At 48.8% G+C, this 24,823-nt stretch carries 19 protein-coding genes and 1 pseudogene; 17 read left to right on the forward strand and 3 right to left on the reverse strand.

The annotated features are described in order from the left end of the window. Positions 1 to 212 precede the first annotated feature (212 nt). Positions 213 to 389: a hypothetical protein gene (locus B5F07_RS22875; RefSeq protein WP_204248866.1), complete on the reverse strand. Its 177-nt coding sequence runs from the start codon at positions 387 to 389 to the stop codon at positions 213 to 215. Positions 390 to 428: 39 nt separating this feature from the next. Next, positions 429 to 1,580: pseudogene (locus B5F07_RS23740) on the reverse strand (IS91 family transposase). Positions 1,581 to 1,696: 116 nt separating this feature from the next. Here B5F07_RS23740 and B5F07_RS17780 point away from each other — a divergent pair. From B5F07_RS17780 to B5F07_RS17860, 16 genes are all read left to right on the forward strand, one after another. Next, positions 1,697 to 2,392 (forward strand): polyphosphate polymerase domain-containing protein, encoded by a 696-nt coding sequence (locus tag B5F07_RS17780; protein WP_087162593.1) that lies wholly within the window; start codon positions 1,697 to 1,699, stop codon positions 2,390 to 2,392. Positions 2,393 to 2,478: 86 nt separating this feature from the next. Further along, positions 2,479 to 3,156 carry a DUF4956 domain-containing protein gene (locus B5F07_RS17785; protein WP_087162553.1) on the forward strand — a complete coding sequence of 226 codons (678 nt, stop codon included), beginning with the start codon at positions 2,479 to 2,481 and terminating at the stop codon, positions 3,154 to 3,156. Positions 3,157 to 3,161: 5 nt separating this feature from the next. After that, positions 3,162 to 5,963, forward strand: coding sequence for a CotH kinase family protein (locus tag B5F07_RS17790; RefSeq protein ID WP_140398046.1), 2,802 nt, complete (start codon positions 3,162 to 3,164; stop codon positions 5,961 to 5,963). 3 nt (positions 5,964 to 5,966) lie between these two features. Beyond that, positions 5,967 to 7,040, forward strand: coding sequence for a HEAT repeat domain-containing protein (locus B5F07_RS17795; RefSeq protein WP_087162555.1), 1,074 nt, complete (start codon positions 5,967 to 5,969; stop codon positions 7,038 to 7,040). 31 nt (positions 7,041 to 7,071) lie between these two features. Further along, the gene (locus B5F07_RS17800; protein WP_087162556.1) at positions 7,072 to 7,986 is read left to right on the forward strand and encodes a glycosyltransferase family 2 protein; all 915 of its coding nucleotides are present in this window, start codon (positions 7,072 to 7,074) and stop codon (positions 7,984 to 7,986) included. Between the two features lie 95 nt (positions 7,987 to 8,081). After that, a complete protein-coding gene (locus B5F07_RS17805) occupies positions 8,082 to 9,197 on the forward strand; it encodes an SLC13 family permease (RefSeq protein WP_087162557.1) in 1,116 nt (371 codons plus the stop codon). A 56-nt stretch (positions 9,198 to 9,253) separates the two neighbouring features. Further along, a complete protein-coding gene (locus tag B5F07_RS17810; protein ID WP_087162558.1) occupies positions 9,254 to 10,465 on the forward strand; it encodes a helix-turn-helix transcriptional regulator in 1,212 nt (403 codons plus the stop codon). A gap of 123 nt (positions 10,466 to 10,588) precedes the next feature. Beyond that, complete coding sequence (locus B5F07_RS17815) at positions 10,589 to 10,816, forward strand: HPr family phosphocarrier protein (protein WP_087162559.1); 228 nt, start codon at positions 10,589 to 10,591, stop codon at positions 10,814 to 10,816. Positions 10,817 to 10,975: 159 nt separating this feature from the next. Further along, the gene (locus tag B5F07_RS17825; protein WP_087162561.1) at positions 10,976 to 12,844 is read left to right on the forward strand and encodes an Hsp70 family protein; all 1,869 of its coding nucleotides are present in this window, start codon (positions 10,976 to 10,978) and stop codon (positions 12,842 to 12,844) included. Continuing rightward, entirely contained in the window at positions 12,832 to 13,950 is a 1,119-nt protein-coding gene (locus tag B5F07_RS17830) for a J domain-containing protein (protein WP_087162562.1), read from the forward strand. Before B5F07_RS17825 ends, B5F07_RS17830 begins: the two co-directional genes overlap by 13 nt. Before the next feature lie 111 nt (positions 13,951 to 14,061). Beyond that, entirely contained in the window at positions 14,062 to 14,853 is a 792-nt protein-coding gene (locus tag B5F07_RS17835) for a type III pantothenate kinase (RefSeq protein WP_087162563.1), read from the forward strand. Beyond that, on the forward strand, positions 14,850 to 15,809 hold the full coding sequence (gene dusB, locus B5F07_RS17840) for a tRNA dihydrouridine synthase DusB (protein ID WP_087162564.1): 960 nt from the start codon (positions 14,850 to 14,852) through the stop codon (positions 15,807 to 15,809). The genes B5F07_RS17835 and dusB overlap by 4 nt, the downstream gene beginning before the upstream one ends. Positions 15,810 to 15,921: 112 nt before the next feature. Then, positions 15,922 to 16,407, forward strand: coding sequence for a transcription elongation factor GreA (gene greA, locus B5F07_RS17845; RefSeq protein ID WP_087162565.1), 486 nt, complete (start codon positions 15,922 to 15,924; stop codon positions 16,405 to 16,407). A gap of 89 nt (positions 16,408 to 16,496) precedes the next feature. Then, positions 16,497 to 18,464, forward strand: coding sequence for a lysine--tRNA ligase (gene lysS / locus B5F07_RS17850; protein ID WP_087162566.1), 1,968 nt, complete (start codon positions 16,497 to 16,499; stop codon positions 18,462 to 18,464). Between the two features lie 391 nt (positions 18,465 to 18,855). Further along, complete coding sequence (locus B5F07_RS23185; RefSeq protein WP_242972575.1) at positions 18,856 to 19,494, forward strand: PBECR4 domain-containing protein; 639 nt, start codon at positions 18,856 to 18,858, stop codon at positions 19,492 to 19,494. Between the two features lie 55 nt (positions 19,495 to 19,549). Continuing rightward, positions 19,550 to 20,296 (forward strand): LytR/AlgR family response regulator transcription factor, encoded by a 747-nt coding sequence (locus tag B5F07_RS17860; RefSeq protein ID WP_162613166.1) that lies wholly within the window; start codon positions 19,550 to 19,552, stop codon positions 20,294 to 20,296. A gap of 55 nt (positions 20,297 to 20,351) precedes the next feature. On the opposite strand, the gene B5F07_RS17865 is transcribed toward B5F07_RS17860, so the two are convergent. Further along, positions 20,352 to 22,013: an ATP-binding protein gene (locus B5F07_RS17865; RefSeq protein ID WP_087162568.1), complete on the reverse strand. Its 1,662-nt coding sequence runs from the start codon at positions 22,011 to 22,013 to the stop codon at positions 20,352 to 20,354. A gap of 229 nt (positions 22,014 to 22,242) precedes the next feature. On the opposite strand from B5F07_RS17865, the gene B5F07_RS17870 reads away from it, so the two are divergent. Continuing rightward, complete coding sequence (locus tag B5F07_RS17870; RefSeq protein WP_087162569.1) at positions 22,243 to 24,822, forward strand: carbohydrate-binding domain-containing protein; 2,580 nt, start codon at positions 22,243 to 22,245, stop codon at positions 24,820 to 24,822. Position 24,823 lies beyond the last annotated feature (1 nt).

Here is a 24,823-nt window from a genome sequence, read left to right on the forward strand (position 1 = left end):
TTATCCTATTACTTAGTAAAAGTTGGAATATAAGTTGTAGAGCCGTATACGAGACCCGTACGTACGGTTCAATGGGAGGGGCGAGATTTTATTCTCCCTCTACCCTATTATAGGAAATTCCGATTTTGGATAAGGAGAAAAAGAAACCCTGCTGATTGAACATATGTTAAATCAACAGGGGAATGGACATGACAATAAGACGATGGTTCGATTTAGAAGATATAAAAACCTTCTTCTCCAAACAAATCGTCAAAAGGATCGTCCTCATTCAGAAAATAATCCATATCCAGAAGGTCATCCCCGCTCATATGGCGAATGTCCTCGGATGTCATTCCTTCCGGTGGATTTTTGATATATTTTTTGCGTAATTCCTCGATATCTGGTTTCATGCTAAACGTCCTCCTTTGAGAGGATTATATCACAACAGCCTATGCGGAGGAACGCTTTCTACGAGATTTGGACATGACATTCTCGTACATTTCTTCGAGGGATACGCACTTATGGTTGTAATAGAGTTCCAGAAACTCCATTTTGTGATTGCATTCAGGACAATACAGAGGGTCATAGCCGAAAGAGAGGAGGATGGCAGTCCTCCACTGAGTAAAACTGCGGTAGATCTTATGTTTTTCTTTGGAAATGACACGGTGCAGTTTCGAATCAACCTTACGGTGCCTTGCATACAGCCCGCCATAGCGGATCATTTTAAAATGTTTTTCCGGGATGTGGCGGATGAGACGTTTTATGAAATCCATGACAGGCAAAGTTTCCTCCACATACTGGTCATCTTCATGGCGGTTATAATGGAAAGTAACGGTATCTCCATCATACCGATCAATCCTGGATGTGGCTATGACGGGTCTGCCAAGATAACGACCAATATATTTCGCAACGACTTTCGGGTCGCAGAGATTGGGCTTGGCATAGACATAGAAACCATGTTCGTGCTGGCTGTAGCATTTGGCTTTTACTTTTTTAAAGGAAGGTCCTATTTTGCCTTCCATTTCATTGAGGAGAGCTGTGCGGAAAGCATTTCGCAGATAGTTGTAGTTAAAGTGCTTTACATGGCGCCAGAAGCCGTCATCACTGTAACCGCCTTCGGAAAGGAGACAGTGGATGTGAGGATTCCATTAGAGATCCCTGCCAAAAGTATGGAGGACCATGATGTAGCCGGGAGTAAAATTTTTGGCATGGTTCAGGTTAAAAAACATCCGTGATATTACACTGGAGACAGAATGAAAGAGACAGTCCAGGAGAGAACGGTCCTGAAGGAAAAAGTCACGGAGATTTTCATCAATAGTAAAAACACAATGGCGGTGTTGGACACTGACGAGCTTGAAAGACATACTAGTAGTGCGTTCCATAGCATATTTGTTACCGCAGGTAGGGCAAAAGCGGCTGTGACAGCGGAACGGAACAAACTTGAAGTTACCACAGTGTGGACAAGAGTACATGGCACCGCCAAATGAAGGATCACCGCAGTTAATCATTTTATCGATATTTTCCATTTCAGTTTTTCTGGGATGAAGAGTATATTTAATTTCTTCATAATGGTCTGCAAAGATTCTTTGTAAAATATTCATAAGACTATTATGCAGGAAAAAGTAAAAAAAGAAAACCCCTAACCCCTCATGATTGAGGGGCAGGGGAGTTGAATAGGCGAAGCCTATTTTTTATGTGGAAAGGAGCGGGCATCCATATGAATGAAGTGCTGCGCCAGGAGAAGAAGTTTCTTATCTCTTTGGCCAAATATTATGAGCTGAGTGACCGGATGAAAGAGGTGGTAAAGGAGGATCCCAATAACCGGGGCGAGGGATACACGATCCGCTCTTTGTATTTTGACAGTATCGACAACCGGGATTATCAGGAAAAAGAAGACGGTATAGAGCTGAGGCGGAAGATACGGCTGAGAAATTACGGGGCGGATTCTCCTTATGCAAAACTTGAAATGAAACAGAAGCAGGGAGCCATGCAGAAGAAGCGTTCCCTGAAGATGAGCCGGGAGGATGCACAGGCGCTGATCCGCCGGGACTACAGTGTGCTTCTGAAATACGAAGATTCTTTTGCGGCAGAGTGTTTCTGGATGATGAACCAGTTCTGCTATCTGCCTAAGGCAGTGATCGAATATAAAAGAAAAGCATTTATCGCAAAGGAGAATTCCATCAGGATCACATTTGACCATCACATTACGGGTACTGAAAGTAATATGGATATTTTTTCTGGAGAGCTTCTGCAGAATCCTCTGATGAATACATATCTGGTCGTCCTGGAGGTGAAGTTCAACGGGTTCCTGCTGGAATATATTAAGGATATATTGAGAGACGCCGGTACAGGAGAGCAGGCGGTGAGCAAGTACTGTCTTGGAAGGGCTGTAAGTATGCATTATCATTTTTAAGTATACCCGCAGGGGATGGAAAGAAAAGCGTCATAAGTACAGAGCGGTGCGCTGCTCGTACACTGACTGGAAGGAGAAGAATACGAATGAGAGAATATTTATATCAGATACTTGAAGGAAGCGGAACTCTGACAACGGAAGACATCTTCCTGCGTATTGCGGCATCCGCAGTGTTTGGCATTCTTGTGTATATTTCATACTGGTACACCCATGCAGGGACTACATACAGCAAGAAGTTTAATGTATCGCTGTTTACGTTAGCCATATTGACCGGGGCTGTGATGACAGTCATTGGCAATAATGTGGCATTGTCGCTTGGTATGGTGGGCGCGCTCTCTATTGTACGTTTCCGTACGGCAATCAAGGATACGAGAGATACCACATACATTTTCTGGGCGATTATGATCGGAATATGCTGCGGTGTAGGAGACTATCAGGTGGCGGGTATCGGATCGGGGATTGTATTTGTGATCCTGTTGCTTTTGGGACGGGTCCGCAATGAGAACCGGATGCTTCTCGTGATTCGTGCCGCAAATGAAAAGGAACTGGATTTGGAGGGAATCGTCTCGAGATATTATAACCAGAAAGCTGTGCTGAAAGTGAAGAACACCACGCCTTCTCATGTGGAACTTATCTATGAAATGACCCGGAAGGTCTATATGGACAGCTACCGGAACGAGAAAGAAATTACAGAGTATCTGTACAGTCAGGGAAATGTGGAATATGTGAACCTGGTGTCACAGAGTGATGAAATCAGCGGGTGATCGCAGTGAAAAGAAACAGATTGATATATGCGGGCGTGACGGTGTGCGTTCTGTGCGCGGCGGTTCTCTTTACTGTTCTTGATGGAGGAGAGGATACCGTGAGGTATCATCAGCACCTGGAACAGCCAGATGAGTCTGAATTAGGGGAGAAGCCGGAGTCAGACGGACTGGTCACACATCTGCCGATCATAGAGATCGATACAACGAAAGACGGAGTATACCAGAAGATACCGGGCAAGGCGATAATGGATGAGCAGCAGAATGCTGTGATCGGGGAGGAAACCGGGGAAAATGGCGAGACTGAAATCACGGCAAGACTCAGGACGATAGAAGCGGAAGGCGAATGGCATGATTCGGAAGGCGAGGCGGATAACGAGAGTGATATCCTTATCCACATCAGAGGGAATTCTTCCAGAGCATTTGACAAGTCAAATTACAGGATCAAGCTGACCGGGGATAATGATCCGCTTCAGAAAAGAAGCCTGCCACTGCTCGGGATGGAGAAGTCGGCGGACTGGGTTCTCCATGGTCCGTTTTTGGACAAGACTCTGATACGGAATTACATGTGGATGAATATTTCAGCAGAGATCATGGGATATGCGCCAAACGTTCGTTTTTGCGAGCTTATCCTGAATGAAAAATACATGGGTGTGTATGTGTTGGTGGAAACGATCGAGGTGTCTGAATCACGGGTAGATCTGACGCAGTATGAAGCGGGGGATCCGGTAATGAGCTATATGATCCATATTGAGCCCAAAGCGGAACTGGACAGATCAGTGGAAACGTTTTCTTTTTATGCCAAAAAACTGGAACCGGAAAGGCAGATCGAGATTGCGTATCCGGGAAGACAGGATCTGACCCGGGAAGTAAAAGAATATATACAGGCGGATTTCAGTGAGATCGAGAAAGCAATCTATTCGGACGAAGCGGGGAGTGATCCTGATTTCTACCTGGAATATCTGGATGATACGTTTTATAATGCTTTTTTTGAATTCAACAAAGATGGAGAAGAGCCGCTTTATCTCCTTCAGGGCATACTGATCCAGGACGCCGTGAATTACGGAACCGGTGATGCATATGAATCTGATTATATGGGACAGCTTCAGGAAGACGGCAGACAGATGATAGATGTGATTCATGGTAACCGTCTTATTATGAGAAGCGTACCTGGCAAGGGGAGCGGATGGTACACAAAGGATATATCGGAGTGGGTCATCGGATTTCTTGTCGGTTCTGAGTGGAGCGGAAATACGGTCGCATATACAGATCATGAGACAACTCATAAAGGAGTGTACAATGGAACATATTTTACTGCAGGCAGTGAGGCGGGTCCGTTTGAAGCGATGCTGGCACGTGTAATGGATGAAATTACAGAGTATGAGAGCAGCAAGTATAAAGAACAGCACCTGATCGGATTTGCAAACAGTCCGGCAACTGACCCGTTGGAATACAGGGATGACTATGGAGAACTCCGGGAAAAGTATGCGTATTCCGGAACAACAGGTGTTACATATGCCAGACAGCTCGATAAAATCTGTCAGATAGATGCGGAACATATCAGGACTACTGATAAAATGAAAGCAGGGTATTTTGCCGCATACAGCCTGTACGACTTTTGTGAGGACTTCTACCGATATCTCTCGGAAGAACAGACGACAGAGTTGGCTGACATTCTGGAGGAAATAGACAGGGAAGGAAGTTATGACGGCTATGCCGAGCTCCTTGGGAAATATCATACAGTGCCTGTAGTCTGTACCAGTTATGGATTTACTACGGCGCGGGGCGTAGTATCGGAAAAGGGGTTCCCTCTTACGGAAGCGGAACAGGGAGAACGGCTCGTGGAAATCTATGAGGATCTTTGCAGTACAGGATGGAGCGGAGCGGTGATCAATGCATGGCAGGACCGGTGGGAACTGCGGAGCTGGAATACGGCGTATGCACAGGATTTTACAAATAATGCGCTATGGCATGATATACAGACAGAAGCTCAGGGATACGGTCTGATGGAATTTTCGGCCGAAAGCCGTATGACAGACGGAGATCCCGGCGAGTGGGGAAAAAAGGATATAGTCTGCGAAAATAATGGCTTTACGCTGTCTGCTTATGCCGATGATGAAGGCCTCGTACTTCTGGTAGAGGGAGATGGCATCTCCCCTGAAAATCCCCTGTATATCCCCATAGATACGACGGATAAAAGCGGTAGCAGTACATCCCGGACTCCGCAACTTTCGTTTTCCAGACCGGCGGATTTCCTGATTTGCATTGACGGCGAAGAAAACAGCAGAATTATGGTTCAGGAACGGTATGAGTCTGTCCGTGCCAATTTTCTGCAGGAGATAAACGGAGAGGATGCATATATTTCTTTTCCGTCCGCTGATTCGGATGTGTTCTTACCAATAAATATGGTGATGGAGAACACAACAATAGTGGATTATGTGGACTATACGAACCGGGGACTGAAATATCTGCCTGTATATGAGACCGGAAAGCTGCGCCATGGAAACGGCAATCCGGAAGCTGAGGATTATGACTCGCTGGCAGATTTCTGCTTTGGGGACGATTGTGTGGAACTCAGAATCCCGTGGGCACTCCTGAATGTGGCGAACCCGGCAGATATGCTCATCCATGACGATTATTACGAGAATTACGGAGTGGATTTTATACGGGCAGACAGCTTCTGGCTGGGAATTGCAGCGGATGCAGGCGAAGAGACAGAAATGCATGAATTCCCGCTGAAATGGGAAGAAAAGACGTACACAGAAAGGGTAAAGCAGTCGTACGATATTGTTCGGGCGGCATGGAGGTGACAGATGCAGCAGAGTGTTGTCAGCATGATTTTGTTTTTATATATTTTCATCAGTGTTGCGCTCCTGTTTTTTAATATTATTTATATGTTGAGCAGCGGCACAAAAAGCAAGGTCATGAAATACACGATCCGCAGGGAAATGGATGAACAGCGCAGTATCATGGAGAATGTCCCGGCCATGGTGGATCAGCGTTACAGGAGAAGACTGTACAGGAAGATAAAAAATGAATACGGGTTGCTGATCTGTGTAGAGGCGCTGGAAAAAAATTATGGGAGACTGGAAGAGGATAATATTACAGAGTATATGATCGCCTGCCGGAATGTCATATTTGACGCAGCTGCAGTCTACAGGAAGAAAGAGGCGATGGAGCGGGCGCTATTTGCATACTTTATTTCTCTACTTCCGGAGAAGGCGGTACCGGAATATTACAGAATGGGAGAGCTCCTTCTGGCCTATCTGGATCATTCCACGGTATACTGCCGGGAGAATGTGCTTCAGGCGTTATACACTCTCGGAAATGAAAACGCGCTTATAAGAGCGCTTCAGATGCTTCAGGAAAACAGATGGTATCATGAGCCAAAACTGCTGTCTGACGGTATGCTCCACTACCGGGGCGATAAAAATGATCTCGCGAGGAGACTGTGGAACCAGAAGTGGGGCGACCAGATGAAAACAGTACTGATCCGGTTTATGACCAGACTGGAGGAAGACATGTCTGATCTGGTCCTGCCTGAGCTTGAGACGGGACGCAATGAGCTGTGTTTTGCTGCAATCCGGTATTTTGCAACGCATATTAACAGAGAGGCAGAGCCTGTACTGCTTAAGATCCTGAGGGAAGACGGGGATACGGCGGTGGCGGCGGCTCAGACTCTGGGCAACTATCCGGATGAATCGGTGAAAGAGGCACTTCACAGCAGGCAGTGGGATGTTCGGCGAAATTCAGCGGAGTCTTTGATGAAAATGAAATTCTCAAAAGAAGAGATCGCCCGGCTGTGCTCGGATGAGGACAGATACGCAAGAGAAATGTTTATTTATGTACTGGAAAGCAGAGGTAAGACAGGATGCTGGGAGCAATAGAGTATATATTAAAATTTGTTAACGTGTTTTTTTGTTTTATCTGATGATCTATGCCACATACCTTCTGCTGTCGGTAAGTGTAGGAGCATGGGATCTGTACTATGCAAACAAGATGCGGCGCATCAAAAATGAAATTAGACATGATTTCTATTTCCCGGTATCCATTCTTGTACCGGCATACAATGAAGAGGTTACGATTGTAGACAGTATTGAATCCCTTCTGAAACTGAATTATCGTCTTTATGAGATTATCATCGTAGACGACGGTTCATCGGACGATACAGTCAAAGTGCTGGTAGAGCATTTTAAAATGCGGATGGAGCACCGGCCCATACGGAAACGCCTGATGTGTGAGCAGGAGAAGGCGGTGTATAAGGCGGAAGGTCTTAGAGTGCCCGTCACCCTTATCAGCAAACATAACGGAGGCAAGGGAGATGCCCTGAATATGGGAATCAATGCTTCCGCCTATCCGTATTTTCTCTGCATTGATGCGGATTCCATGCTTCAGACTGACTCACTGGAGAAGATCGTACAGCCGGTCATGGAAGAAGATAATGTAGTAGCGGTGGGAGGACTGGTGCGCGCTGCACAGAGCCTTAAGATAAAGGATGGAAAGCGCGTAGGCTACCGTATGCCGTGGAATCTTGTGACGAGTATGCAGATCATGGAGTATGACCGCTCGTTTCTGGCAGCAAGGATACTGATGGATCGTTTTAACGGCAATATGATTATTTCTGGAGCGTTCGGCCTGTTCAAAAAGGATGTGGTGATTGCGGCGGGAGGATATGACAGAGAAACATTGGGAGAGGATATGGAGCTTGTCGTCAGACTGCATGTATTCTTCCGTCTGTTCCTTGATGTGGTACGCGTGACGGCATTCATCGGATATAAGAAGCGGAAAAAACAATGGGGGAACATTAAGCGCGTAAAGCAGGGAGGGGTATGAAAATAGGCAAAGGAACAGATACCTCGCAATCCTTCCCATTGCATTCCCGCAGGTTCAGCGTTATAATCAGGTGAGTCTAAAAGGTGGAATGTGCGATGAGGATATTGAAAAATTTACTGAGAAATGAAACTGTGTTCTGCGTCTCCCTGGTGCTTGCGGTGTTGTCGTCTGTTGCAGTACATCCGGACGCAGATTATCTGACATATCCGGATTACCGGACGCTGGCGCTTTTATTCTGTCTGATGATTATAGTGGCGGGATTCCAGTCGCTTGGAGTGTTTGCGCTTCTGGGGCATTTCCTGCTCCAGAAGGCAGGAGGAATGAGAAGCCTTTCACTGATCATGGTTCTGCTGTGCTTTTTCAGCAGCATGATCATAACAAATGATGTGACGCTGATTACATTTGTGCCGTTTACGATTCTTGTGTTCCGGATGGGAGGCAGAGTGGAACGGGTGCTGAAACTGGTGGTGCTGGAGACGATTGCCGCGAATCTGGGAAGTATGGCAACGCCTATAGGCAATCCGCAGAATCTTTACCTGTATTCTGTCTCAGAGCTTAATATGGGAGAGTTTGCGCGGGCAGTACTGCCTTATGCGGGAATCGCTCTTGTTATGCTTGTGGCTGTGGTGCTGGCTGAGAGGGACGAGCCGCTTCTTGATGTGGTGGTGAAGGAAAAAAACGGCGGGCACAGGCTGTTTCCGGCGTTGGTGCCGTTTCTGGTTCTGCTGCTGTTATGTCTTCTGGTGGTTTTTCGGGTGCTGCCATATGTGCCGGTGCTGGTCTGCGTTATGGTGGTGGTTCTTATTGCTGACAGAAAGCTGTATCTGTCGGTGGATTATTTCCTGCTGCTGACCTTTCTCTGCTTCTTTGTGTTTGTGGGGAATATCAAGCGGATTCCGGAGATCAGTTCGCTTCTGTATTCGGTGATTGACGGAAAGGCGCTTCTGACAGGAATTCTCACGAGCCAGGTGATCAGCAACGTGCCGGCGGCGATTCTTCTGTCCGGCTTTACGGACGATTATTCCGCGCTGCTGACAGGAGTAAATCTGGGCGGACTCGGAACGCTGATCGCATCTCTGGCAAGCCTCATATCGTTCAAATTTTTTACAAGGGAATATCCGGACAAAAAGGGGAAATTTCTGAAAGTTTTCACGATATGGAATCTGGTGTTCCTGGCAGTTCTGACAGGAGCGGCAGTGATATTGGGATAGAAAGAAAGATGTTGCTGAAGAAACGGTTTTAAGAGATACAGGGAAGGAGGAGGCAGATGGAGCAGAATCCGGGAAAAGAAACGGTGGCCTGGGAAATGCTGGGGAAGCAGATTTTTACGGCGGAAAATGTCCTGTTGGGATGTCTGAACGGTCTGCTGCATCCCGATGAAACGTTCAACAGGATGTCGGAGGATATCCTGGGATTTACAGTTGCAGAGCCCGGAAATGTGATTGTCATCTGGTTGGGAAACCGGTATGCGGAACAGAAGGAAAAGGTCGGAGGAATATTAAAGGGGACGGGCATAAAAAGGGAAAATGGAGGCTATATTCTCTACGCGGATGTCTGGCAGGTTATTCTGGTTGTTCTGTGCGGAGCCGGCGATGGAAGTGCGGAGAAAAACGGAGCGGAGCGCGCGGAAGAGTTTGAAAACAATATTTTGCCTGTGCTGTGCAGCAGTGTTCAGGGCGAACTCGTCTGCTGCTGGTTCGAGGTGGAGAGGCTCCTTGATCTGCCGGACGTGATGAAGAAAATATGGCGGGTGAGTCAGTGGAATCTGCTGTTTGACAGAGGCGAGCTGATCCGTTTTCAGAAGGTTGAGAACATGAAGACAGTGCCGCTGAAGTATCCGGCGAAAATCGAAGAGCAGGCACGTCAGGCGGTGCAGGCGTCGGACGGCGAAGAGATCAAAAAATGCTATTACAGACTGTATGGAATTCTCCGGCAGGAGATGCATGACCCGGAAGAGATGAAGGAGTGTCTGATCCGTTTTAACATGGCTCTGGTAAATGCATATAAGATGCAGCACATTATCGGATCAGAGCTGGAAATACAGAGATGCATGCAGGAAATTCTGATTGCCGTGAGCTGGAGGCAGATTCGTCAGGCAATGGAAAAGTTCCTGCAGGCACTCCACTTTGATGCATTTCTGGAAGAGGGAGATGAAGCGCTCAGTCCTCTTGTGAGAAAAGCACTTCAGCTCGTGCGAAAATATTACGACCAGGGGATTACCCTGGAGGAGATCGCAGGCACACTTTTTGTGTCCGAGGAATATCTCAGCACCCAGTTTAAAAAGGAGACGGGAGCAGGATTTACGGAGACGGTAAAGGGGTACAGAATCAACCGGATAAAGGGACTGCTTCTGGGGACCCGCCTTAAGCTGAACCAGATTGCCGAACTGACAGGATATTCGGATCCCAAGTATATGAGCCGGGTATTTAAAGAAGAGACAGGGATGCTTCCCACGGAATTCCGCAAGTCAGTTCTTTAAAATATTCATCCTTTTTTAAAAATTTCACCCTTTCTATCATGGGAAAATGTGGTATGATAGCGATAATCTGCGTCAGATCTGCGGCAGAGCCGCGCGAAATGGCAGAAAGAGGTGAAAAGAATTATGAGTAAAATGAATGTCACATTTAAAGATCCCAGTGAGATCCTTGACTTTGTGAACACGGTTTCAAAATATGAATTTGATATGGATATGAAGAAAGGACATGTTGTTGTGGATGCAAAGTCCCTGCTGGGAATTATGCATCTTGGACTTAATAATGTGATCGAACTGCAGATGTATTCAGAGGACTGTGAGGAGCTGTGCGAGAAAATCGCAAAATATGCGGCTTAATTACGGATCCGGCGAAAATCCCGGCGTATCGGAAGAGATGCGCCGGGATTTTTGCGTTGAGAGGAAGTTCCTGTATAGGGAAGAAGTTCCTGCAGTACCGGTTGACGCAGGGAGGATGCGTTGCTATGATATAAAAAAACGGAGAAGAGGTATGGTGCGATGGCTTTGATCGGAATTGACCTTGGAACGACGAACTCGCTTGGCGTGGTTTACCGGGAAGGCAGGGCGGAACTGATACCGAACCGGTTCGGCAGCTTCCTGACACCGAGTGTGGTGAGCGTGGATGAAAACGGAGCGGTGATCACAGGTGCGGTCGCGAAAGAGCGTCTGATTACCCATCCGGAACGTACTGCGGCGTCGTTTAAAAAGTTTATGGGGACAAAGGAAACGTGGGATCTGGGCGGAAGAAAGTTTACTGCCGAGGAACTCAGCAGTTTTGTGGTGCGCTCTGTCGTGGAAGATGCGGAGCGTTATCTCGGTGAGAAAGTGGATGAGGCGGTGATATCGGTTCCGGCGTATTTCCATGACAGACAGAGAACGGCGACCAAGAAGGCGGGAGCGCTGGCAGGAGTGCAGGTCAACCGGATTATCAATGAGCCGAGCGCTGCTGCTCTGGCGTCCTATTTCGACACGGATCAGGAACAGCTTTTTCTCGTGTTTGATTTCGGGGGCGGTACGCTGGACGTATCGATTGTGGACTGCTTTGATACGATGGTGGAGATTGTCTCGGTTTCGGGTGACAACAGACTGGGCGGCGATAATTTTCACGACATCATGGCAGAGAGTTTTCTGCGGGAACATCCGGAGGCGCGGGAACATATTACAGAGCGTGAAAGGGCGGTGCTGCGGCGGGCCGCGGAAAAATGCAAGCAGGAACTGACGCGGAAAAATGAGGCGGTCATGAGAGCAGCAGTCGGCGGAGCGGACTATGAGAGCATTTATACGAACCGCAGGCTAATGGAGGAAAGCGGGGAAATCCTGGAACGGATCCGGAAGGTGCTGACACATGCTCTTACGGACGGAGGCTTCGGTGTGCAGGATATTGCGGCTGTTGTAATGGTGGGCGGCTCCAGCAAGATGCCGATGATTCAGTCGTATATCCAGCATTTGTTCCATATGGCGCCGATGGTGACGGGAAACTGCGATGAGACAGTTGCCCGGGGACTGGGGGTGGTCTGCGGCGTGATGCAGCGCCGGGATAAAGTGAAAGATTTTGTCCTGACAGATATCTGCCCGTTTACTCTGGGGACGGATACGAACAACGAGGCAGACCCGGCACATCCGTATATGACGCCGGTGATTGAGCGAAACACGGTGCTTCCTTGCTCGCGTGTGCGCAGGTTTTATACGGCGCGGGACAATCAGACAAAAGTGGATATTTCGATTCTGCAGGGCGAGCAGGTTTATGCGGAGGATAATATGAAGCTGGGAGTTCTCAGTCTGAATGTTCCGAAGAAGAAAAAGGGAGAAGAAGCGGTGGATGTCCGTTTTACCTATGACATTAACGGAATTTTGATTGCAGAGGTTACGTCGGTATCCACAGGGCGAACCATGTCAAAAGTGATCTCGGAGAATATGAGCGAGGCAGAGATACGTCAGAGGATGAAAGAACTGGAAAAGCTCAAGATTCATCCGAAGGATGTTACGGAAAATAAATATGTGATGGAACGGCTGAAAGCGCTGTATGAGGAATCACCGGTGGAACTGCGGGAAAACCTGCAGAGATGCATCGAATATTTTGATCAGCTGCTCAACCGGCAGAATCCGCGGCCGATCAAACGTTACCGGGAATATCTGGAAGGACTCATCGAGCAGCTGGAATCCTATGATCCTTTCGCTGTGAACTGGGAAAGCGGCGGATATGAGGAAGATGGCGGAGAAGATGAGACCGGCGGAGACGGCTGGAGCGGAAATGGCGGAGATGAAGAATGGGAGGAGGACGCGCCGGGAGGAGAAGGCGCTGATACGGAAGACAACGATATTTATGGAAGAAACGGGATGAGGGGGAATAAGAGATGGACAAGCTGACGGCATGCAGGATACTTGGTTTGGACGAGAGTGCGGGGCGCACGGAGATACGGGAAGCCTATGCGGAACTTTCGAAGAAATATCACCCGGAAGAACATCCGGAGGAATTTCAGCAGATTCATGAAGCCTATCAAACGCTGATCCGGAGTGCGGGAAGAGGCGGAAATGCGGCCCGCGGAACCGGACACATGGGACGCGGGGCGCGCTCCGCTGAGGAAGACAGCGCAGCCCGTCCTGTTGAGGAAGAAACATCAGTGCACTCCGCTGACGGAGCGGAGGAGGACGGAAGTGGTGAAACAGAGCGAGATGTCCGGACTGAACGGACAGCGGCGCAGAAACAGCGGGAGCCGGCCGGTGCAGAACAGCCGGAGGATGACGGGCTTGATTTCGACAGTGCTGTCAGCGCGGCGCAGCAGAGGGAACAGGAGCAGCTTCATGAGACGGTGCTCAAAGCCGTGGCAGAGATGAAGATTCTGCTTGGACCGCAGTACAAATATAAGCTCAGACTGTTCAGGGAATTTTTTAAAAAGGAAGAGTATCAGACCGCACTGAAAACCTCTGAATTCATGGAAGCTTTTGCGGATGAACTGAAAAAGACAGAACTCAAGGGAATCATTTATGACTATATTATCGATTATTACCGTCTGAAAAGTGTGGACCGCCGGCAGATCCATAAGGGGGCGGGAATGCTCTATGATCTGCTTGACCAGAGACGGGGAATTATGAAGAAACGGCTCGGCGCGCAGGCATTTGCGATTCCTGCGGGAGCGGCTGTGGCTCTGCGGATCGTGCTGCGCAATGCTTACCGGGCGAACAGGGCAGTTGGCGTACTGTTCTGGTGCGCACTTGCAGTGATTGCTCTGGTGTGGCTTGGACGAAAACTGTACGAAAACCATTCCGGTATTTTCGCGCAGTTTGTGACAGCCCTGATTCTGGCAGTATCACAGTTCTTTGCAGTGATGTTTGATTTTTATGCTCCGGCGTTCGGTGTGGATGACGGCACGATGGTAGCGGTGACGGTCATGATGCTGGGGGTTGCCTGGATGATTGTACTTGCTGTTGCGGCGGTTGTCTCGAAAATGAAGAGCGTGGCAAAGAGGAAATAGAGGAGACAGCAGGAAGAAAGCGCCGAATCGGATAAAACTTGACTTGGCAGTGGAAAAGTTGATATTATTGTACCACAGTTTAATGAGGATATGGAAAAGGGAGGAATGTGAATGCTGCTGACGATCGATGTGGGGAACACGAACATAACGATGGGGGTTTTTGCGGATGAATCTTTGCAGGGAATGTTCCGCATGATGACGAAACAGCCCCGTACATCGGATGAATATGGTTTCACGATCTGTGGGATACTGGAACACAGGGGAATCGACCCGAAGGAAATCAGCGCTGTGATCATTGCATCGGTTGTGCCGGATATCATGCATTCCCTTACAAGCGGCATCATAAAATATCTTCATACCACCCCGATTCTCGTGTCTTCAAAGACAGATACCGGGATCCGGGTTATCACGGACAATCCGTCCCGAACCGGAGCAGACCGGATCGTCAATGCCGTGGCGGGATATGCCCTGGCAAACGGTCCGGCGATTGTGATCGATTTCGGTACTGCTACTACCTATGATCTGGTAGGACCGGAGCGGACCCTTGAGGCGTGCATTATCGCGCCGGGAATCGAAACGGCAGGGCGTTCTCTCTGGGGTGGAGCTGCAATGCTTCCGGCGATTCAGATCGAGAAACCGGACTCTATTCTGGCGAGGGAAACCGTATCCGGCATGCAGGGCGGTCTTGTATTTGGAGCTATCGGCCAGACAGAGTATATTGTGAAGAAGATGAAGGAAGAGTCCGGATACAGCGACGCCTGTGTGATCGCTACCGGCGGCCTGGGAAAGATTATTGCCCGGGAGACGCACTGTATCGATCTGTACGACCCGCAGCTGACACTGAACGGGTTAAGGATGATCTATGACAGGATGAAGGAGAAAGAAACGGAAAAAACAGTATGAAACACTTGAAAATAGGAAATATAGAACTGGAAAACAGATATATTTTAGGACCCATGGCAGGCGTGACGGACCTGCCATTTCGTCTGCTCTGCCGGGAGCAGGGGGCGGGGCTCCTCTGCATGGAGATGGTAAGCGCCAAGGCGATTCTCTATAATAACCGGAACACAGAGCAGCTTTTGACAATCCATCCGGACGAGCGCCCGGTATCCCTGCAGCTCTTCGGTTCGGATCCGAAGATTATGAGCGAGATGGCGAAGAAGATTGAGGAGCGCCCTTTTGCGATCCTTGATATCAATATGGGATGTCCGGTGCCGAAGGTCGTAAAAAACGGGGAAGGCTCAGCACTGATGAAGAACCCGAAGCTTGTCTATGAGATCGTCAGCGCCATGGTAAAAGCGGTGGAAAAACCGGTTACGGTAAAGATCCGCAAAGGTTTCGACGATGAACATGTCAATGCGGTGGAGATTGCGAAGATCATCGAGGAGGCAGGAGCAGCGGCTGTGGCGGTACACGGGAGAACCAGAGAACAGTATTACAGCGGGAAAGCAGACTGGGACATTATCCGGCAGGTGAAGGAGGCGGTTTCGATTCCCGTCATCGGAAACGGGGATGTGACATCGCCGGAGAAAGCGGAAGAGATGTTCGCTGCGACCGGGTGCGACGGCGTTATGATTGCAAGGGGCGCTCAGGGGAATCCGTGGATCTTTTCGGAACTTACGGAATATGAAGAAACAGGGAAAGTTCCGCCCCGCCCGTCAAAGGATGAAGTGCGGGAAATGATGCTCCGGCATGCCAGACTTCAGTTGGAGTATAAAGGAGATTACCTGGGGATCCGTGAGATGCGAAAACATGTGGCCTGGTACACGAAGGGAATCCCGAATGCCGCGCGGCTGAGGGAAAAGATCAACAGTGTGGAGTCCTACGGGGAGTTGGAAAATCTCTTGACATCACTGTAGACTTTGGTTATAATATTGAAATTGCGAAATAGACTTAAAAGACAGCATACAAGAGTGAAAAATCTTGTAAAGTATAGACAGAAATTTATAAAACAGAAAGGGAGCGTTACCAATGGCAGAGGCAAAAAAGAGATTACTTACTTATGCTGGATTAAAAGCACTTGAGGATGAGCTTGAGAACCTGAAAGTGGTAAAGAGAAAGGAAGTTGCCGCTAAGATTAAGGAAGCAAGAGAGCAGGGCGATCTCTCCGAGAATGCAGAGTATGATGCGGCGAAGGACGAGCAGCGCGATATCGAGGCACGTATCGAGGAGCTGGAAGGCATTCTGAAAAATGCAGAAGTCGTTGTTGAGGATGAAGTGGACTTTGACAAGATCAATGTCGGATGTACGGTCAAGGTATTTGACATCACATATGATGAAGAGATGGAATTTAAGGTCGTAGGCTCAACCGAGGCGAACAGCCTTGAGGGCAAGATCTCCAACGAATCTCCGGTCGGACAGGCGCTCATGGGCAAGAAAGTCGGAGACGTTGTGGATGTGGAGACGCAGGCAGGCGTGATTCAGTACAAAGTGCTTGATATCAGCCGTTCTATGTAACATATGTGACAAATGAGGACCTCTTATCTGATAAGAGGTCTTAATTCGGTTCAGAGGCGGTTACCGTCAACAGGGAAGGAGAAAAAGACGTGGGTCAGGAACAGAAAAATGTACAGGAACCAGATTTAAACCAGTTAAGAAAGGTTCGCCGTGAGAAGCTTTCAGAACTGCAGCAGAATGGAAAGGATCCGTTTGTTATCACGAAATATGATCAGACGCACCACAGCCAGGAGATCAAAGACAGGTTTGACGAGTTGGAGGGAAAAGAGGTGTCCATCGCCGGACGTATGATGTCCAAGCGTGTCATGGGAAAAGCTTCTTTCTGCAACGTGCAGGATCTTCAGGGAAATATCCAGTCCTATGTGGCAAGAGACAGTGTGGGCGAGGAAAATTACAAAGAGTTCAAGAAGCTTGACGTGGGCGATGTGATCGGTATCAGAGGAGAAGTGTTCCGCACAAAGACCGGCGAGATCTCGGTGCATGCAGCTCAGGTGACGCTGCTTTCCAAGAGCCTTCAGATCCTTCCGGAGAAGTTCCACGGTCTGACCAATACGGATATTCGTTACCGCCAGAGATATGTGGATCTGATTATGAATCCGGATGTCAAGGATACATTTATCAAGCGTTCAAAGATCATCAGCGCGATCCGGAAATACCTTGACGGAGAGGGCTTCATGGAAGTCGAGACACCGATCCTCGTGAGCAATGCAGGCGGTGCGGCGGCGAGACCGTTTGAGACACATTTTAACGCGCTGAACGAAGACCTCAAGCTTCGTATCTCTCTTGAGCTTTACCTGAAGAGACTGATCGTAGGCGGACTTGAAAAAGTATATGAGATCGGACGTGTTTTCAGAAACGAAGGACTTGACACAAGACACAATCCGGAGTTCACACTGATGGAACTCTATCAGGCATATACGGATTACAATGGCATGATGGATCTGACAGAGAACCTTTACCGCCATGTGGCGCAGGAAGTTCTCGGAACAACTAAAATCGTTTACAACGGCGTGGAGATGGATCTCGGAAAGCCGTTTGAGCGGATCACCATGATTGACGCAGTGAAGAAATACGCGGGAGTTGACTGGAACGAGGTTGAGACTCTGGCGCAGGCAAGGGCGCTTGCAAAAGAGCATAACGTGGAGTTCGAGGAGAGGCACTCAAAGGGCGAGATCCTTTCTCTGTTCTTCGAGGAGTTCGCAGAGGAACACCTGATCCAGCCGACATTTGTAACGGATCATCCCATCGAGATCTCTCCGCTTACAAAGAAGAAACCGGAGAATCCGGACTATGTGGAGCGTTTCGAGTTCTTTATGAACGGTTGGGAGATGGCGAATGCTTACTCCGAGCTCAATGACCCGATCGATCAGAGAGAGCGTTTCAGAGAACAGGAGAAACAGCTTGCCCAGGGAAATGACGAGGCGAACACAACAGACGAAGATTTCCTGAACGCACTGGAGATCGGTATGCCGCCTACAGGAGGAATCGGTTTCGGTATCGACCGTATGTGCATGCTGCTGACTGACAGCGCAGCGATCCGGGATGTTCTGCTGTTCCCGACCATGAAATCTCAGGGAGCGGCAAAGAATGAAGCAAACAATGCAGCACAGTCTTCCGCACCGGCACAGGCTCAGGCGGCACATGCTGCCGGGGCAGCGGCTGCGGAGACGGCAGTGAAGCTTGATCTCTCCAAAGTGAAGATTGAGCCGTTGTTTGAGGATATGGTTGACTTTGATACATTCAGCAAGTCCGATTTCCGTGTGGTGAAGGTTAAGGAATGCGAGGCAGTGCCGAAGAGCAAGAAGCTTCTGAAGTTCGTTCTTGATGACGGATCAGGCACAGACCGCGTGATCCTGAGCGGCATTCACGAGTATTACGAGCCGGAAGAGCTGGTCGGAAAGACATGCATTGCTATCACGAATCTGCCGCCGCGGAAGATGATGGGAATTGATTCCTGTGGTATGCTGATCAGCGCGGTATACGAGTATGAGGGAAGAGAAGGCTTGAATCTGCTGATGGTGGATGATGTGATCCCGGCGGGAGCGAAGCTGTATTAAATTTCATAAAGGTACAAAAAGCAGGATTTTCGGTTACGATCGTAAATTATTAATTGGATGAAAAATACGGAAAGTATTGATTTGGGTTGATTTTTCCACTGAACTGAGTATAATATAAGTAGGAGCAGAAATGCTCTCGATGTAAGAGCATCGTTAAAAGTTGGGCTGCAGATGGAGCAGGATAAATTTCCATCTCATTAGATGTCTTAACTGGACATCGAGCCTGGCAGCTTGGAGAAAGCTGTAGTCCACGTGGGGGACTTAATGATTTCCACGTCATTATGGGTATCTTAACTGGATACCGAGGCTGACAACCAGCAGAAAACTCTTTTTTAAGAAATTTTGAGGAGTGTGGTTTTGCATCACACTCCTCTTTACGTATGAGGTATAGATGGCAACTAAAGCGGATAAGAAAAATGCAATACGACAAGGAATTATAGATTCAGCTGCGATATATAGCCAGAATTTGGCAGGTAAAGCTTTTCTGTATGTATATGGAGATGAGTATTTTGAAGTATCTTTTCCTGTGGATCACTTTCTTCATTTAACAGGAGTGGAGACAAAGCTTTCTGCAAAGGATTTTTATAAGAACGCTAAAAAGGCGAAACTCACGAATAACCAGTTTTATTTTGATGCAAGGCATCCGTATGCGAATGCAAAAAAGAAACTGCCCTGTTTGAAAAGATTGCCGGAGTTAACAAATGATATGGTCTGTATTCTTAAGGATATGCAGACTGTTACAATTATATATAAACTCAGTGTTACCAATTTAGAGTTTACATTAGGACTGACAGAGAATATGGATGAAAAAGGGAAGAAGGTAAATGACTTTTTTCTGCCTATGTCTTTACGAGTTGAGAATTCGTCTGTTGAGAAAAGCAATGTGGGTGAAATTGTTGACTTTATCTTTTCAAAAGATGCAAGTGTCGCAAAGTATGATACCGTATTAGTAGAAGATAAACATAAAACGATACCAGAAAGTATTAAACATTTGATAAGCGAAAAATTTTATGAGAATATGTTCCTGTGAGGTAATTTCTCATGAGAACTCTGAATGGAAATCAGAAAGGAAAGGAGCGGGACAGATGCAGAAATATCGTCTGGCAGTCTGTGAGGACGATGAAACAGTGCGGGATGAGATCTGCCGTGTCTGCGACAGGACACTGACAGAAGAGAACATCGAGCATGATATTATCCCGTTCTCAAGTGCAGAGGAACTGGAAAATGTTCTGAAGACAGAAGGACAGTCAGATGACTCCGGCATGAACAGGCAGCCCTTTGATCTGCTGATACTGGATATAAAACTGGAGAACAAAACAGGTATGGAACTGGCAAAAGAGGTGCGCAGCCGGGATGAAAGAGTAAGTATTCTTTTTGTCACAGGGTATGCGGAGTATGCCCTGGAAGGATATGAAGTGCAGCCCATACAGTTCCTGATGAAACCGTTGAACTGGAGTGATCTGAAACGGGCGCTTATGACAGACTGGAGACGGAACCACAGTCCCAGAACCGTGTTTCTGGAAAAGGGGAGGAAGAAAGTCCGGCTGAATATCAGCTCGATCCTGTACGTGGAGACGGACGGAAGTCATGGCGTGCAGATTGCGCTTACAGACGGAAGTGTGAAATTCCCGGCGGGCATAGCCGAGATGGAAAGAATGCTCCCGGAAGGGCAGTTTATACGCTGCCACAACAGCTATATTGTCAATCTGGAACATGTGCGGGAATGCAGCAGCCAGTCTTTTCGGATGGACAACGGCTGTCAGAATCTGCCTGTCAGCCGGAAATATTACAACGATTGTCAAAATGCTTTTGTATCTTATAAGAACAGATAGAATGTGTCCCCTGGAGGCTGTATGAAAATGTGTGGCCTGCCAGGGGACGTCTGTTTCAGCGGCTGTCCGGAATCCGTAAAGCGGTCTGCGCGATAAATGTATGTTCGCCTTTCCTGTCAAAACGGATCACGCTCTGATATTTCTTCGCGATTTCTTTCATTTGCTGAATACCGTAACCATGGACGGAAGGATTTTCTTTCGTGGTCAGCAGTTCTCCGTTCTTATCTGTCCGGATTTCCCCGTTAAAAGAATTTTCACAGTGAATGGCAAGGTACAGATCTGCTACTTTGATCTGGACAAAGATGTTCCGCTCTTCCGGAGGGCTGACTTTTGAGGCGGCCTCCAGGGCATTGTCCAGCATGTTTATGAGAAGGGTGCACAGGTCGGTTTCCGGGATATTCAGAACTTCCGGAAGATTTGCCTGGGCGCGGAAATGGATGTTCTGCCATTTCGCCTGGGCCGCCGCATTCTGCAGGATAGTGTTGACTGTCCGATTGGCGGTAAAGGTAATGACGGAATGGCTGTTCAGGTCTGTCCGCATCTGTGCCATGATCTCTCCCATCTCTTGATAGTTCCCGTTGCGATAGAGACAGTCCAGGGCGGTAAGCTGGTGATTGACTTCGTGATAGCGGGCAGCGGCGTCCGACGTCCATGCCTCCAGAGCCTGGTAATTCTCGGAGATCCGCCTGTTTTCCAACAGAAGACCCTGTTCCCTTGCTTTATGATCTGCAAAGGAGCGGGCCACGCTGTAGGCGGAGATCAGGGCGCAGGTCAGGGCAAGCCAGAGGGTGAGCCAGTAGGACACGCTGTCATACTGTCCGAGGGCAAGCTTCGCTAACAGGAAATTTACTGCGGTAGCAAAGGTCCCGTCCACCGCAGAAGAGAGCAGATAACAGAGCAGTAACGCTCCGGCGCTCCATGCTGCTGCCAGTCCCAGATATTTCCAGAACTGCCGCCGCCGGTTCATGACCAGATACAGGGCCAGGGCCAGCAGGATGAAAAGCCCCACTTCCGGACGGCTAAGCGTCAGATAGACATTTTCCGGGAGAAAGTAGTATCCCTGCGACTGGATGAGGTGGAAAAAGGTAAGCCCTGTGGCTGCCAGGAGCAGAGGAATCAGGCTCCAGTCCGGTTCTCTTAACAGGATACCCAAAAGGAAAATGCCAAAGATCAGGACAAGAGCCAGAGCTGCAGCTCCGGCGGGAAACGCCTCACGGTTGGCAAGTGCCGTTGTCTCTGTGACCTCACGATTCTCAGGGACAAAGCGGATCATTGGCGGGAACAAGGAGACCGTGCTGTCAAGGATCGAACAGACAGCGGTCAGTTCGCCGGAGGTGCCCTCGGGAAGAGGGATGGATGCCTGGGCCATGAGATAGCTGCCTTCTGTATTGTTCGTTGTCTGTGACTGCCAGATTGTCCTGCCGTCCAAATTGACCGTCAGATCAAGCCCTGTGGTTTCAAACAGGAGGGAACCGGCGGGAAGCCCTTCCGGGAGCCGGCCGGTGAAACGGTAAGTACCGTTGAAATCCGGAACATTGGTATAGCTGTCAACAGAAAAATCCTGTTCTGTTCCGTCAGACATAATCTGTACGGAAGAGTCCCAGTTGATATATGTGACGTTATCGTCTACCTGAATAAAAAGCTGCAAGATCCAGATGACAGCAATGGCTGCCGCGAGAAATAGTGCTGAGCAGACCCGGCGCAAGTGTCGTTTCATGGAAATTCCTCCTTCAATAAAGTGTGGCTGTATATATCATTTATCATACTAAGACATTCCCTGTTTTGACAAGCCAAACCCCAAACTTTGCCTAACTAACAGTGTTTTTGCGCTACTTAACAATTAGTGAAGAAAAAAATTATGATAAAATAAAGTAGTGATTTTTATTTGAAAAAGGATGACATGGACAGACCGATTGGATACAGGAAAAGGAGGTTTATATATAGGCATGAAGAACAGGAAGAAAAGGCGATACAGAAGTGCGGCGGTATGTCTGTTGGCAGCGGCTCTGATCCTGTCCGCCGGAAGCGGGGTGCCTGTGTTGGCAGAGACAGAGCAGACGGAACCGGCGAATGTCACAGAGACAGACAATACCGGCGAGACGCCCGGAAGCGAGCCTGAAACCGGCACAGAGATAACAGAGCCGGGAACAGAGACAACACCAGAAGTACAGATACAGTCTGTTCCCCCGGCACAGAATCAGATTTTGGAAGTTCCTGCGGAAACTGTAGATGAAGCAGTACAAAGTGTCCAGGATCAGATCGATGCTCTGCCTGCGGATACAGAACTGGCAGGCATGAGGCTGGAGGAACAGCAGGCGGTTTATGAACAGGTAATGGCTGCCTATGACGCTTATGCAGCGCTGACAGATGAGCAGAGGGCACAGGTTACCGGGGCTGAGAAGTTTGACAATCTCTTTGCAGTGTTCAATGGTATGGTAAATACGTTGGCGGACAATACAGATGTTAGCAGCGGCCCAGTTACCATTACAACCGATGGCACTTATACCATTACCGGCACTACGACAACCAACACCATCACGGTCAATTCCGGCGTGACGGCGACGATCACGTTAAATAACGTTACCATTGATCGTTCCAGCACCACCGGCACCGCTTTTGACATTCAATCTGGCGCAAATGTGACACTGAACCTGGTGGGCACAAATACACTGACTGGCGGCGGGTATGATGATTTTAATGGTGTTATGGCCGCCCCCGGCATCCATCTTCCCAGCGGGGCCTCGCTCACTATTCAAGGAACCGGCTCCCTTACTGTGACTGGCGGCAACGGAGGTAGTAGCGGTTTTGGCGGTGCGGGCATCGGCGGCAATAGCAGAACAGTTACATCAGCAGCAGAGGCCTGTGGCACCATTACCATCCTTAGCGGTACTGTGGAGGTCAAAGGTGGCAGCGGTGGACTAGGTGGAGTGGGTATCGGCGGCGGTACAAGTTACAGCTCCGGCTCTGGCGGCGCGGGGGGCAATGTGACCATCAAAGGCGGCAGCGTTACCATCACTGGGGGAATCAGTAGTGGCATCGGTGCCGGCGGAACTGGCATTGGCGGCGGTGCTGGATTTAATAGCGCCAACGGCGGTGCAGGTGGAACGGTAATCATCACTGGTGGCACTGTTACTGTCACTGGAGGTAATGGCGGCTACGGTGGCGCTGGCATCGGCGGCGGCGCCTCGGGCAGTGCTGGCGGCGCTGGCGGCACGGTAATTATCCTTACCTCAGTTAATGTTACCGGCGGCACGGGTACTGGCACCGGCGGCATCGATGATGGCATCAATATTGGTGGCGGACAAGGAAGTAGTAGTGGCGGAGATGGTACAGTCGGCGCTGGTATCCGGCCCAACACTAGCAGCGGGAACAATGCATACGAGGTCTATGGCGATCTGACTTTGCCGGGGAGTGTTACCATCCCAGGCGGCGTGACCGTGACTGTTCCCAGTGGCATAAGTCTGACGATCCCGGATGGCGTGACTCTGACCAATAATGGCACACTGACTGTAAACGGTACATTGACGAACAGCGGAGCAATCTCTGGTACAGGAACAATCAGCCCTGAGACTGCAAAACTTCAAGCTAGCATTACGAATATATCTGTCAGCAAAACAGAGTATAACGGAAATCCCGTTCAGAACAGCGAGGTAAGCTATAGATACACTGGAGATCCTAATACGCCGACGATTACAATCGCATGGTATGACAGCAATGCGGATGGAACGATTGGCAGTTCAAGGGAAACAGCTCCTTCCGATCCCGGCACCTATTATGTGGAGGTGTCTGCACTAGCGACGGGCTTATATGGCTCTGTAACAGCGAGACAAAGTTTTACCATAGGAAAAGGGCAGAGAACACAGCCATCTGCGCCGGAAACTGATTCAGTAAAAGCAGGCAGCATTACTATCAAGACAATAGCCGGACAGAAGTATATCTGTACGACAACGAGTACCGCGCCGGCAGCAACTGATGAGGGATGGCAGCCGGAAAATGGAACTGCCGGTAGTGAGACGCTTACTTTTAATGACTTGAGATCAAATACCACATATTACATATGGACTTATATCCCGCAGGATGATTTGTACAATGCTTCAGCGGTATCTCAGCCCTTACAGGTAACCACAAATGGAGTAACGTATACTGTTACCATCCCCGCTCAAACGCTGACAGCGGGGGATGAAAGCAGTACAGTCACTGTTGGCATTGATCAGACGAAAGACTTTGATATAGGGTATGGCGGAGTGGTCACAGTGTCGGCTCCGGCGAGCGTAACTCTTACGAGGACAGGAGATCCGGGTACGTCTCTTACTTCCGCCCTGCTTGTGAGAGATAGTTCAGGTACATACACTGCACATAGCGGCAACACGCTCATCAGTTTTGACCAGAGCAATTATCAAAGTCAAAGCGCTGAGATCCGTTTTGGACAGCCTGCGCTTGATGGCGGCGGAGCGATCCCTGCCGGCTCCTACACAGGCACGATGACGTTTACGTTTTCTTATAGTGAAACGGGATCGTCAAGTTGAG

This window comes from Lachnoclostridium sp. An169, assembly GCF_002160525.1.
Classification (GTDB): Bacteria; Bacillota; Clostridia; order Lachnospirales; family Lachnospiraceae; genus Mediterraneibacter; species Mediterraneibacter cottocaccae.

Bases quoted from the DNA above. Each gene is read 5' to 3' on its own strand.
- dusB (WP_087162564.1), top strand. From the start codon at position 14,850: ATGAAACACTTGAAAATAGGAAATATAGAACTGGAAAACAGATATATT.
- B5F07_RS17865 (WP_087162568.1), bottom strand. From the start codon at position 22,013: ATGAAACGACACTTGCGCCGGGTCTGCTCAGCACTATTTCTCGCGGCA.
- greA (WP_087162565.1), top strand. From the start codon at position 15,922: ATGGCAGAGGCAAAAAAGAGATTACTTACTTATGCTGGATTAAAAGCA.
- B5F07_RS17805 (WP_087162557.1), top strand. From the start codon at position 8,082: ATGAGGATATTGAAAAATTTACTGAGAAATGAAACTGTGTTCTGCGTC.
- B5F07_RS23185 (WP_242972575.1), top strand. From the start codon at position 18,856: ATGGCAACTAAAGCGGATAAGAAAAATGCAATACGACAAGGAATTATA.
- B5F07_RS17795 (WP_087162555.1), top strand. From the start codon at position 5,967: ATGCAGCAGAGTGTTGTCAGCATGATTTTGTTTTTATATATTTTCATC.
- B5F07_RS17785 (WP_087162553.1), top strand. From the start codon at position 2,479: ATGAGAGAATATTTATATCAGATACTTGAAGGAAGCGGAACTCTGACA.
- B5F07_RS17780 (WP_087162593.1), top strand. From the start codon at position 1,697: ATGAATGAAGTGCTGCGCCAGGAGAAGAAGTTTCTTATCTCTTTGGCC.
- B5F07_RS17825 (WP_087162561.1), top strand. From the start codon at position 10,976: ATGGCTTTGATCGGAATTGACCTTGGAACGACGAACTCGCTTGGCGTG.
- B5F07_RS17830 (WP_087162562.1), top strand. From the start codon at position 12,832: ATGGACAAGCTGACGGCATGCAGGATACTTGGTTTGGACGAGAGTGCG.
- B5F07_RS17860 (WP_162613166.1), top strand. From the start codon at position 19,550: ATGCAGAAATATCGTCTGGCAGTCTGTGAGGACGATGAAACAGTGCGG.
- B5F07_RS17815 (WP_087162559.1), top strand. From the start codon at position 10,589: ATGAGTAAAATGAATGTCACATTTAAAGATCCCAGTGAGATCCTTGAC.
- B5F07_RS17835 (WP_087162563.1), top strand. From the start codon at position 14,062: ATGCTGCTGACGATCGATGTGGGGAACACGAACATAACGATGGGGGTT.
- B5F07_RS17870 (WP_087162569.1), top strand. From the start codon at position 22,243: ATGAAGAACAGGAAGAAAAGGCGATACAGAAGTGCGGCGGTATGTCTG.
- B5F07_RS17810 (WP_087162558.1), top strand. From the start codon at position 9,254: ATGGAGCAGAATCCGGGAAAAGAAACGGTGGCCTGGGAAATGCTGGGG.
- B5F07_RS22875 (WP_204248866.1), bottom strand. From the start codon at position 389: ATGAAACCAGATATCGAGGAATTACGCAAAAAATATATCAAAAATCCA.